This is a genomic window from Asticcacaulis sp. AC460 (assembly GCF_000495795.1).
Taxonomy (GTDB): domain Bacteria; phylum Pseudomonadota; class Alphaproteobacteria; order Caulobacterales; family Caulobacteraceae; genus Asticcacaulis.
The window spans coordinates 109,417-121,295 of sequence record NZ_AWGD01000037.1 but is presented as its reverse complement, the minus strand read 5'-3'; the positions used below and the strand labels follow the sequence as shown (position 1 = coordinate 121,295).

At 63.6% G+C, this 11,879-nt stretch carries 7 protein-coding genes and 1 tRNA gene; 4 read left to right on the top strand and 4 right to left on the bottom strand.

The genetic code is table 11. The features are described from left to right. Nucleotides 1–66 precede the first annotated feature (66 nt). A tRNA-Arg gene (locus ABAC460_RS44510) sits at nt 67–143 on the bottom strand. A 292-nt stretch (nt 144–435) separates the two neighbouring features. Between ABAC460_RS44510 and ABAC460_RS44505 the strand changes: the two genes are divergently transcribed. The 3 genes from ABAC460_RS44505 (at nt 436) to ABAC460_RS44495 (ending at nt 6,826) form a co-directional block, all read left to right on the top strand. Further along, a complete protein-coding gene (locus ABAC460_RS44505; protein WP_023455338.1) occupies nt 436–3,357 on the top strand; it encodes a DEAD/DEAH box helicase in 2,922 nt (973 codons plus the stop codon). Nucleotide 3,358: 1 nt separating this feature from the next. Continuing rightward, on the top strand, nt 3,359–3,538 hold the full coding sequence (locus tag ABAC460_RS44500) for a hypothetical protein (protein ID WP_023455337.1): 180 nt from the start codon (nt 3,359–3,361) through the stop codon (nt 3,536–3,538). A 225-nt stretch (nt 3,539–3,763) separates the two neighbouring features. Continuing rightward, nucleotides 3,764–6,826 carry a glycoside hydrolase family 2 protein gene (locus ABAC460_RS44495; protein WP_023455336.1) on the top strand — a complete coding sequence of 1,021 codons (3,063 nt, stop codon included), beginning with the start codon at nt 3,764–3,766 and terminating at the stop codon, nt 6,824–6,826. Here ABAC460_RS44495 and ABAC460_RS44490 read toward each other — a convergent pair. Both ABAC460_RS44490 and ABAC460_RS44485 read right to left on the bottom strand, forming a co-directional pair. Further along, entirely contained in the window at nt 6,813–7,895 is a 1,083-nt protein-coding gene (locus ABAC460_RS44490) for a calcium:proton antiporter (RefSeq protein WP_023455335.1), read from the bottom strand. The two genes, ABAC460_RS44495 and ABAC460_RS44490, sit on opposite strands and share 14 nt — an antisense overlap. Before the next feature lie 30 nt (nt 7,896–7,925). Next, nucleotides 7,926–10,397 carry a glycoside hydrolase family 9 protein gene (locus ABAC460_RS44485; protein WP_023455334.1) on the bottom strand — a complete coding sequence of 824 codons (2,472 nt, stop codon included), beginning with the start codon at nt 10,395–10,397 and terminating at the stop codon, nt 7,926–7,928. 127 nt (nt 10,398–10,524) lie between these two features. Between ABAC460_RS44485 and ABAC460_RS44480 the strand changes: the two genes are divergently transcribed. Further along, the gene (locus ABAC460_RS44480; protein WP_023455333.1) at nt 10,525–10,875 is read left to right on the top strand and encodes a cupin domain-containing protein; all 351 of its coding nucleotides are present in this window, start codon (nt 10,525–10,527) and stop codon (nt 10,873–10,875) included. On the opposite strand, the gene ABAC460_RS44475 is transcribed toward ABAC460_RS44480, so the two are convergent. Further along, nucleotides 10,872–11,765, bottom strand: coding sequence for a DMT family transporter (locus ABAC460_RS44475; RefSeq protein WP_023455332.1), 894 nt, complete (start codon nt 11,763–11,765; stop codon nt 10,872–10,874). The two genes, ABAC460_RS44480 and ABAC460_RS44475, sit on opposite strands and share 4 nt — an antisense overlap. Nucleotides 11,766–11,879: the final 114 nt, after the last annotated feature.

Sequence of the window (11,879 nt, the reverse complement as noted above, 5' to 3'; positions counted from 1 at the left end):
CGCACAATATAATGCAAATATGCATTATATTCAATGCCCGGGCGCGCATGTTGACTATATGAAAACTGGCGATCCCTGAGGGACTCGAACCCCCGACCTCTGCTTTAGGAAAGCCTTGCTCTATCCGGCTGAGCTAAGGGACCGTCATGAAACCTCCTTACACAGTCCGGGGCGGCAAGAGAAGCAAGGCGGTGAGATTTTTTGAGGATAAGACTCCGCTTGCCTCGTCAGCGCGACTCGGGGCAGGGTCCCAGCGTTCGCATATGGTTAACCCGATTTGCGTACACTACATCTGGTAGGGACGAAAACCGGAACGAATCACTATCACTGATTCGTGCACGGTTTGTTTTCGTCCCGTTCGGGCCCGTGGTAACCTCTCGTTTACCGCCGCCCTCTCCCCGCAAATTGGCTTTGCAATTTTTCCCGCGCCCGCTTATGACCTCAGGCGTGTCAGACCTTTCCCCCACCCGCCCCCTGATCAATGCCGTCAGCGACGCCAAGCTCGCCGCTGTCCTAGGCCCCACCAACACCGGCAAGACCCACTACGCCATCGAGCGCATGTGCGGCTATGCCACCGGCATGATGGGATTGCCGCTGCGCCTGCTGGCGCGCGAAATCTACGATCGCGTCGTCGCCCTGAAAGGCGTCAATGCCGTTGCGCTGGTGACCGGCGAGGAAAAGATCATCCCGCGCGTGCCGTCCTATTTCATCTGCACGGTCGAGGCCATGCCACTGGAACGTCAGGTCGACTTCCTGGCGGTCGACGAGATCCAGCTGTGCGGCGACGTTGAGCGCGGCCATGTCTTCACCGACCGGCTGCTGCATGCGCGCGGGCGGTTCGAGACCCTGTTCCTGGGCGCCAATACCTTCGCGCCGCTGTTCCACCGCCTGTTTCCCGCCGCCGAGATCATCCGCCGCGAGCGGCTGTCGTCGCTGACCTATGCCGGCTCCAAGAAGCTGACCCGGTTGCCCAAGCGCACCGCCATCGTCGCCTTCTCGACCGAGAAGGTCTATGCCATCGCCGAACTGATCCGGCGCCAGCGCGGCGGCGCGGCCGTCGTCATGGGCAGCCTGTCGCCCAAGACCCGCAACGCCCAGGTCGAGCTGTTCCAGAAGGGCGAGGTCGATTTCCTGGTCGCCACCGACGCCATCGGCATGGGCCTGAACATGGACATCGCCCATGTCGCCTTTTCCGGTCTGTCGAAGTTCGACGGCAAGAATGTCCGTCATCTGACGGCCCAGGAAATCGGCCAGATTGCCGGCCGCGCCGGGCGTCACATGAACGATGGCACGTTTGGCGTCACCAGCGAGTGCCATGAGCTGGACGACGACCTGGTCGAACAGGTCCAGAACCACGCCTTCAACCCATTGGAAGCCGCCCAGTGGCGTAATCACAAGCTCGACTTCTCGACCCTGGAGGGGTTGCTGAAGTCGCTGACCCTGCCGTCGAACACGATTGGGCTGCACCTGGCCAAGGAAGCGCTGGACGAGCGGACCCTGCGGTTGCTGGCCGCCGACGAGGATGTCGCCGCCAAGGTGCGCAATCCGGTAACCCTGCGGACACTGTGGGACGTGTGCCAGTTGCCGGACTTCCGCAAGATCGGGCTGGACGAGCACCTGAAGATGGTGTCGCACCTGTTCTGGTCGCGGTTGTCGCCGGACGGCTTTGTCGCCGAGGACTGGTTCGAGACTCAGATTCGCGATCTCGACCATATGGATGGCGATATCGATACCCTGTCGTCGCGGCTGTCGGGCGTGCGGACGCTGAGCTATATCTCCAACCGCGGCAACTGGCTGAAGCGTAACGAACACTATCGCGAGCTCACGCGCGACCTGGAAGAGCGGTTGTCCGACCGGCTGCACGAAGCGCTGATGCAGCGGTTTATCGATGCGCGGACGTCGGCGCTGTTGAAGGCTCTGGATGCCGACGAGGTGGCGCGGCCCGAAGTCACGCCCGAAGGCCAGGTGATCATCGAAGGCCATACCGTCGGCGAGCTGAAGGGCTTGACCTTCAAGCTTAGCAATGCCGACAGCCTCATCGCCGACAAGACCCTGCGCCAGGCCGCCAATCGCGCGGTGCTGCCAGTGCTGCACGACCGTTTGCGCGCCCTGGCCCAGACGGCTTCGAAGAGCCTGCATCTGCGCGGCCATACGGTCGAATGGAACAAGGAACCGGTCGCGCGCATCGAGCCGTCCGAATGGTTTACGCCGAAACTCAAGCTTCTGTGCGACATCGAGCATCCGGCATTGGTGGAGCGAGCCTTGAAGCGGGTCAGCGATTTCGTCCGCATCCTGAACCAGCACCAGCTCAAGGGGCTATATAGGGTGAAGCAGGCGGCCGATGCCGAAGCCACCCTGCCCCAGGTCCGCGCCATCGCCTTCCAACTGTATGAGAATGGCGGCCTGGCCCGCCGTGACGAAACCGTCAAGTTGACGCCGGAGGACAAGGCGGCGCTGAAGGCTCTGGGCGTGTCCGGGCATCGTTACGCCTGGTTCCTGCCCGAGGCGCTGAACCCCAAGGTGCGCCAGCATATGCGCGCCTTCGGTCCCGGCGAGGGCCAACTCGCCCAGACCCTGCGCGGACAGTTGCTGATCGCCGAGCACGGCCCGGTCAGCATCAAGGCGCTGTCGCTGGTCGACAAGATCGTCAATAACGCCATCTTCCAGAAGGGCGCATTGTATATGCGTCAGGCCGATTTTGTGCCGTTGGGGCTGAACGAAGAGCAGCGCGACAAGCTGATGGTGGCGCTGGGCTTTGTGAAGGTGCCGCCGCAGACCTTCCCGGTCGTGGTGGCCAAGCCGAAGCCGGAACCGGTGGCGGACGCCGCACCGGCGGAAGAGGTTGCTGCTGAGGAGGCCCCCGTCGAGGAGGCCGCGTCCGAAGCTGTCGAGCTTGTGGCTGAAGAGGTGATCGCTGAGGAAGTGGTTGTCGAAGAGGCACCTGTCGAGATCATCGCTGAGCCCGTGGAGACCGGTGCCGAACAGCCGGCGGAGACGGTGGAAATGGCCGTAGCCGAAGAGACCGTTTCGGCGGAACCGGTGATGGAAGAGCGTCTGGGCTGGCGGCAGAAGTCGCTGGAACCGCGTGCACCGCGGCCTCAGCGCGACAAGCCCCCAAAACGAGAAAAGTTCGATCGCGAACGCTTCAGGCCCAATCGGGCGGAAGGCGCCGAGGGCGAACCGACCCGCGATCGCAATCGCCCGCCGAAGGGCGACAAGGGCAGGCCGAAAGGCGACTTCAAGGGTGGCGACAAGCCGCGCGGTGATAAGCCCCGGGGTCCGAAGCCCGAGCCGAAGCCCTATATCAATCCCTACTCGCCGTTCGCCATCCTGCGCGAAAAGCTGGGACAGACCTGAGATGAAGCCGCGCGTGCAAGGTCTGGATCAGGTGCGCGCTGACAAGATCGCGGCGATGCAGGTCAAGATTATTGAGGGCTTGAACAGCGGGATCAGTCCGTATTCGATTTCGGAGATTTTCGATATGGCACGCGCTGAACATGCGAGCCGAGTTCAGTCGGACAAGAAATCACCGATTTAGGTCTCAACCGTGCCAAGAAATCCCCCACCGTCTCATTTGCTTCCAGCAAATGATCCACCTCCCCGTATAACGGGGAGGGATTAGTTATTATGTTCCGCGCGGTAAAACGCGTGGTCTTGCACTCAGCTCCTGCAATGATACTACAATTGAGCGACTGATTGTCGGCGGGGGCGCGTTGAAGCTCTGCCGGGGTTGCGGCGTCAACGATAAATCTGCAGGGTTTCTATGGATCTCAATCGCTGTTTCCGCGCGCTGGCGGCGGTCTGCCTGCTTGTATTAGTACCGGCCATGGTTCAGGCAGCTCCGCAGACCGAGCGGGTTTATCTGTCCGGCAAGGGGCCGAAGGACGCCGTGGCCTGGGAATTTTCCGTCACCGGTGGGCGCCGGGCCGGCGAACAGACGACCATTCCCGTGCCGTCGATGTGGGAACAGCACGGCTTTGGGACCTATTCTTACGGCCAGCAGGGCCAGCCGCGCGCCGATGAGCATGGCCTGTACAAGCACCGCTTTACCGCGCCGGCCGAGTGGAAGGGCAAGCGGGTTCGGCTGGTCTTCGAAGGCGTCATGACCGACGCCACGGTGCGGATCAACGGCGTGCCTGCCGGGCCGGTGCACCAGGGCGCGTTTTACCGTTTTTCGTACGATGTGACGCCGCATCTGAAGCTGGGCGAAGAGAACCTGATCGAGGTCGATGTCGCCAAGGAATCGGCCAATACAGCCACCAATACCGCCGAGCGACGTGCGGACTATTGGGTGTTCGGCGGCATTTTCCGGCCGGTCTGGCTGGAGGTTTCGCCCGTCGAAGCCATCCGCCACGTCGCGCTGGACGGCCGCGCGGACGGCAGCCTGACCGCCGATATCCAGTTCGACGGCGCCCGCGAAGCGACGCGGGTCGAGGGCCAGGTCCTGACCCGGGATGGTATAGTGGTGGGTGATCCGGTGTCTTTGGCCTTGCCCGGTGGCGGCGCGGGGCGGGTCCGGATGGCGACGCGGATCGATGCGCCCCAGCTGTGGACGGCGGAGACGCCCAACCTCTATGACCTGCGGTTGACGCTCTACAAGGGCGATGAGGCCCTCCACACCACCACCCAGCGTTTCGGCTTCCGCACGTTTGAGGTTCGGGCCGGCGAAGGCCTGTTCCTCAATGGCCAGCGCATCCTGCTGAAAGGGGCCAACCGGCACAGTTTCCGGCCGCAGACCGCCCGGGCGTTGAACCCGGAAGACAGCTACGACGACGTCCGCCTGGTCAAATCGATGAACATGAACGCCATCCGCATGTCGCACTATCCGCCGGATCCGGCGCTGCTGGAAGCGGCGGATGAGCTGGGCCTTTACGTGCTCGACGAACTGAGCGGATGGCAGGCGGCGCACGACACGGTCAATGGCCGGTTGCTGGTGCGCGAAATGGTCGAGCGCGATGTCAACCACCCCAGCATCCTGTTCTGGGACAACGGCAACGAAGGCGGATGGAACCGCGATCTGGACGGTGAATTCGCCTTATATGATCCGCAGAAGCGCCGCGTCCTGCATCCGTGGGAACTGCACGACGATATCGACACCAAGCACTATTCCAACTGGGCCGACCTGACCCAACGCCTGGCGTCACCCAACCTGCTGATGCCGACGGAGGTGCTGCATGCGCTTTATGATGGCGGCGCCGGCGCGGGTCTGGAGGACTACTGGACCGCGATCTCGACATCGCCCCGCGGCGCCGGCCTGTTTCATTGGGCCCTGGTCGACGAAGGCATTGCCCGCAGCGACCGCGACGCCGCCATCGATAATTTCAGCACCTATGCGCCGGACGGCCTGGTCGGCCCCAACCACGAAAAGGAAGGCAGCTACCACACCATCCGCAGCCTGTGGTCGCCGGTCCAGATCGTGGTGCCGGCGGTGTTCGACGGTACGGTAACGGTCAGCAACCATTATGACTTTACGCCGCTGTCGCAGGTGCGGTTCGACTGGCAGACGGTGCGCTTCCCCGGCCCTGCCGCCGAGGGAACGGCGCCGATCGTCATCGCCCGGGGCACGGCCGGCGCCGACATCGCGCCGCATGGGTCGGGGACGATGACCCTGCCCCTGCCCGGTAACTGGCGCCAGGCCGATGCGGTCATGCTGACCGCGACGGGTCCGGACGGTTTGCCGGTGTGGACGTGGACCTGGCCGGTGGCCGCGCCCACCCTGCCCGCCGTCGCGGCGGGGGGCAAACCCACCGTTGTCGCGGGCGCCGACGATATCCGCCTCTCGGTCGGACCAGTCAGCGCCAGCTTCGATCCGAAGACAGGTTTGCTGCGTGAGGTGTCGCGCGGCGGCAAAACCCTGGCGTTGACGGATGGCCCGCGCCTGGTGTTTGCACGGCCGCGCGCCGCGGAACCGGCGTGGCTGGAGCTTGATGCCACGGCGACGACGCACACCCTGGCCGTGCCGCAGATGGCCAATACCATCGAGATCGATCTGGGCCTGGAGAAGACCGACAGCTATGCCGGGTTCAAGCTGGAGATCACTTCGGATGGGCAGACGTGGAAGACGCTGTACGACAGCACCCGCCGCGCCTCGGACGGTATCCGGTACAATTTCGCGCCGCAGAGGGTGTCGGCGGTGCGTTACACAAGGCCGCTGAGCGATGCCGGGCGTGCGGTTCCGGTCAAGACGGTACGGCTCGGGTTCGAGGCCGATCGCTTCCCCGCCCCCGCCGGGCCGGCCATCGTCACCACCGGCACCGCCAATGGCGAAGCCTGGCTGGAGGCCCGCGGCGGCGGTCTCGACGCCCGCTGGACCTTGCGCCGGGATGGTTCGCTGAAGCTGGACTACAGCTACAGCCTGGAGGGGACCTTTCTCTATCACGGTATCACGTTCGACGAGCCGGAGGGGAATATCACCTCGGTACGCAGCCTGGGCCGGGGTCCTTATCGCGTGTGGCAGAACCGGTTGCGCGGGCCGGAACTGGGGGTGCGCGAAGCCGCCTTCAGCGTCGACAGGCCGGGCGCCGCTATCTATCCGGAGTTCCAGGGTTATTTTGCCGGCCTGCGCTGGGCCCGTTTCAACACCGCTAGCGGGGCATGGACGGTGAACAGCGCGTCGGATGATGTTTACTTACGCATCGGCACACCGCAGCTGGGCCATATCAACACCTCGCCGGACTTCCCGGCGGGCGATATTTCCTTCCTGGCGGCGATCCCGGCCATGGGGTCGAAGTTCGTCACGCCGGAAAACACCGGCCCGGCCAGCCAGCCGGCCCAGGCGTCGGGGACCTATAGCGGCTCGCTGGTCTTCACCTTTACAGGCCCATAAAGGCCAGCATCAGGAAGGCGCAGAACAGCACGAAGTGGGTGGTGCCTTCGATGGCGTTGGTCTGGCCGTCGTTCAGGTTGATCGCCGCCACCAGCAGGGTCAGGGCCGTCATGATACTCTGGGTCGGGGTCAGGGCCATGACGATCTGCTCGCCCTGGATCAGGGCCAGAAGTTCAATCACCGGTACGGTCAGCACCACGGTCGACAGCGAGGCGCCGAGCGCGATGTTGATCACCGGCTGCATGCGGTTGGCCAGGGCGGCGCGAAGCGCCGTCAGGATCTCAGGGCTGGCCGAGATGGTCGCCACCACAAGGGCGGAGAAGATCGGCGGAATGCCGGTGCCTTCGAGACCGACCTCAAGCGTCTTGGACATGACCTCGGCCAGCAGCCCGATCAGCACCAGGCCGGTGACCAGGATGGCCACGGAATGCCAGGTCTTGTTGCCTTCGTCGTGGTGTTCGGCCTCGCCGCCCCTGGCTTCGTAGGCGTAGCTGAAGAAGTAGCTGTGTTTGGTGGTCTGCAGGCGCAGGAACATGCCGTACAGGAAGACCATGATGGCGATCGAGAAGATCGAATAGACCTGCCAGTGCGGGATCGGAATGAATTCGGGCACCAGCATGGACACCCCCATGCCGGTCATGATCATCACGATATAGGTCTTGCCCGAAGCGTCGTTATAGGGCTGTTCGCCGTGCTTCAGCCCGCCCAGGATCGCCGCCACGCCGATAATGCCGTTGATGTCGAGCATCACCGCTGAATAGATGGTGTCGCGCGCCAGGGTTGGCTGAGGCGATCCGTTCAGCATGATGGCCAGGATGACCACCTCGACCAGCACAGCCGACAGGGTCAGGATCATGGTGCCGTAGGGTTCACCGACCTTTTCGGCCAGGATCTCGGCATGGTGGGCCACCCGCAGCGACGCCATGATGATGACGCCGATCAGCACGATGCCGGCAATCAGGGACGCGCCCTGGCCGGCATGGAGGATGCTGTGTTCGGTGACCATGGCCAGAACGGCCACGGCGGCGGCGATGACGAGGAACAGTTCTTTGCGGAGGAGGTTGAGCATGCGCTCTCCTCCCCCGTCACACGCAAGAAATCAAGGTTTCTTTTGCGATGCCGCCAGGGCCAGGAACATGTAGTTGGTCTCGCCGCCGCCCATGACATATTCGCCCTGTTGCCAGAAATAGGGCCAGATCTTGAGCTCGGGCAGGTCCGGCCGGATCAAGGCCGTACCGGAAATCACACCGCCCGGGATGTAGCTCCAGTCGGCGCGGTTGGTGCCATAGGCCGTGGTCGCCGAATTGGCGCCGACCCCCGAGGCAAACGACCAGGTGTTGTTGCCCGGGTGGACGCCGAGGACAAAGTTCAGCGCCTCGTCCTGCAGGTCGACCGGGGTGAATTCGGGCCAGGCCTTGCGGAAGAAGTACTGGTCGACGCCGAACTCCTGGATCTGCCAGCCGGCGCCCCAGATGTTGGGCTTGTACGGCACGCCATAGGGGGTTTCAGTGGCCTCCTGGGCCAGCTTTTCCTGGTGCGCCTTGACGGCCAGGCCGACATCCTTGCGGAAGGTCTTGTCCTTGATCAGCGGCATGGCCGAGGCCAGGACCGGCCCCGCCTGGTCGATGTGGGCGACGATCTCGGGTTTGAGCGCGACCAGCTTTTTCACCAGGGCCGGGTCGCCCGTAGTCTGGGCCAGTTCCGACAGGACGAAGACCTTGGCCTTCAGGCTGGTCGCCCGGTCGAAAGCCTTCGTGTACAGGTCCTGGGCCGCCTTGAGCGAGTCGGCGGCCAGTTGCGCGTTATAGTCCTTCATCACCCGTGACGCCGTGGCCAGTTGCGCCGCCGTTTCCAGCTCGCGATTGGGATTGTCTTCGGTAAATACCCAGCGATCGTCGGTCAGGGACGAATGGGTGCCGGTCTTTTCGCCGGGCTTCAGCGACGCGTCGTAGCGCAGGTTGTCGGTCTGGGTGGTGATGTCGCCCAGCAGGGTATACTGGTCGAGATACGGCTCGATGATGCCGCGATAGGTCCGGCCCATGGCGTTGTAGCCACCGACCACCGACAACAGGCCGTGCTCGATCTGCTGCAGCATGTCGTTCTTGCCGTCGGGCTTGTGGATCTCGGTGATCCGGTTGGCCTGGTCGACGGTGGTGGCGTCGTAGTTTACGCCGAACTCCTCGACCATCTTCGACAGCAGCCACACCGTGCCCATCTGGCTTTCGACGCGCAGGTCGTAGTCGCCGGCATCATGCCAGCCGCCACGGTCCATGCCCGGCACGGCGTCGCCCGGCTGGTACCTGGTCAGGGTCGAACCGGCCTGCAGGTAGCCGTCGAAATGGTTGAGATTGACCGGCGCCATGCGGACATCGTCCAGGTGGTCGATGCCGTGCCAGGTGCGGTATTTTTCCTTGACCAGCATGTGGCACATCTGGGCCGGCAGGAAATATTCCAGGGTCGGCTGCCAGACATGGCGGTCATAGGTATCCTCGCCGATCTTGAAGGCGTGGCTGAGCTGGCCGCGGTATTCGACCTGGTACATGCCGGGATCGCGCAGGTCGCTCAGGTCAGCCTTCAGGTAATGGTAGCGCAGGAAATTGCCCCAGTCCTTCGGGGTGACGCGGCGGACTTCCTGGCGGCCACTTTCGGTCATCTTATAGACCACCAGGGGATCGGCCTTCGTATCGCGCGGATCCTGCTCGATGACGATTTCCTTGGCCTGGCCAGGGCGATAGCCGACCTGGGATACCTGGATCACCGGCTTATAGCGCCAGTCGGGATCGGTATTGGGGGTGATCACCCAGGTGATGGCGTCTTTCGTCGCGCCGGGTTTGGTCAACTCGCGGACAATGTACCAGCCGTTGTTGAAATTGCCGCGGCCGTCGAGCAGTTCCAGTTGCCCGGTGCGGCTCTCGATCTTCATGCGCTGCAGCGGGCTGTCGGGGGCGACGATCAGGGTCTTGCCGCGCGCCATGTCGGCAGTGACCAGGGTGCCGCCGTCCTGCTCCATCGGGCCGTTGGCCTGGCGCGGAAAGATGCCGCTTTGGCTGTCCATCAGCCAGGATTTGCCGAACAGTTCGCCCGGGAAAAGTTCGAAATTGAAGCCGACCTTGCCTTCCCAATCCTTGGGCAGGGGCTGGTCGAGATCGACCGAGACCTGGAAGGCATTGCCCTCAAGCGGAGTCACCCGGACGGCGTAGCTGAACTTGAGGTCGGGATAGTCGATCGGGTTGAACCCTTTGCGGTCTTTCGACGCGTCGGGATAGTGCAGGCGCTGGGTGACGGTATTGCCGGCGGCGTCAATGGCCAGGGTGCCCTCGCCGGCCGGCATGGGCGACCACTGGCCCGGCGACGGCTCCAGGCGCAGGTCGCCGTTGGCCGCCACGCGCGAGCCGTGCTGGATGACGGTGACGCCGGTCTGGTGGCCGTCCGGATAGATGTCGGCAAAGACGGTGACATTGAGGCCCGGAGCCTCGTAATAGCCCTTTTCGTTGAGCTTGAGATTGGGTTCGGCATAGGCTGCGTTCGCGAGAACCCAGCCGGCAACAGCCGCCATCAGAATGCGTTTCATGGTATCCTCTCTTAATCGGGCCACTTATCAGGCCTCGTTGTAATCCATTACAACAAGCTTAGCCGCCGTGATGCGATGGCACAAGCCGGCATTTGCGTGTTAGCTGTGCGACAAAGGAGAGTCGCCCATGAGTCACTTCGTCCGCTTCGACCGCGAGGACCTGCCGCCGCCGGAAACGAGCGCGCCGCCGCCGGAAAAGGTCGTGGCCGGCGATCCGCGCTTCACGCTTTGGACGCTGGACGCCAATATGGACGAAACGCGCTTTGCCGGCTACTGGGCGTCGACGCCCGGAACATGGCGTGTGTCCTACGACGAATGGGAATATTGCACCCTGGTCGAGGGCCATGCCATCGTCAAGGAAGACGGCAAGGAACCGGTCCACCTGCATCCCGGCGATCACTTCATCTTCCGGCCGGGCTATAGCGGTCAGTGGCAGGTGATCGAGCCGGTGCTGAAGACGTTTGTCGTGCTGGTTTAGGACACAGTCGCGGTCTTGCGGCGTAACATGCCGACCGGATTGAAGCCAGTGATCAGCGCCGTGCCGATCAGCACGATGACGCCGCCCAGCACGGTCTGCAGGCCGATCGGCTCATGCAGGACCAAGGCGCCCCACAGCACGCCGAAGACCGGGATCAGGAAGCCGACACTCAGGGTCGGTGCGGCGCCGATCTCGTCGATCAGGTTGAAATAGAGCAGGTAGGCGATGCCGCTGCACATGATCCCCACAGCCACGATCGACCACACCACCGGCGCCGACACGGCCACGGCCGGGGCATAGAACGGCGCCACCGGGAACATAAACAGGCAGGCGGCCCACAGGCTGCCGTGGGCATTGGAGAAGCCGTCGACGCTTTTGGCCTGCTTGGCATAGACCGAGGCCAGGCCGTACAGGAAGCCGGCGGCCAGGCCTGCGCCCACCGCCAGCAGGGTTCCCGGCGACAGGGCCGCCGTGTCCAGCCCAACCAGGATGGCCACGCCGGCTATGCCCAGCACCAGGCCCAGGCCCGACTTCCAAGTCATGGCCGTGCGCAGCCACACCACCGAGATCACGGCACCGAAGATCGGCGCCGTGGCGTTGAGGATCGACATCAGCGAGGCCGGCAGGGTCCTGGCGGCAAAGGCGAAGAGCGTAAACGGCACTGCCGTGTTGAGCAGGCCCAGGATCAGGAAATGCTTCCAGTGCGCGCGGATATCGAGCGCCTTCCTTTGCCAGACCGCCACCGCCAGCAGGAATAGCGCGCCCAGACCGACGCGCAGGGCGATCATAAAGGGCGGCGCAAGCTCATGGGCGGCGACGCGCATGAACAGGAAGGACGAGCCCCAGATGGCGGCCAGGACAATCAGCTTGCTCAGGTTGACGAACGACATGACAGGTTTCTTGTGTGACGGTTGCGGGTCTTTGACCCCTATTTAAAGACTGCTTGGAAACTCCTTCAGGCTGGCCTGCAAAGTGCCGTTTTCTGCGCTTCCGGTGCTCACGTA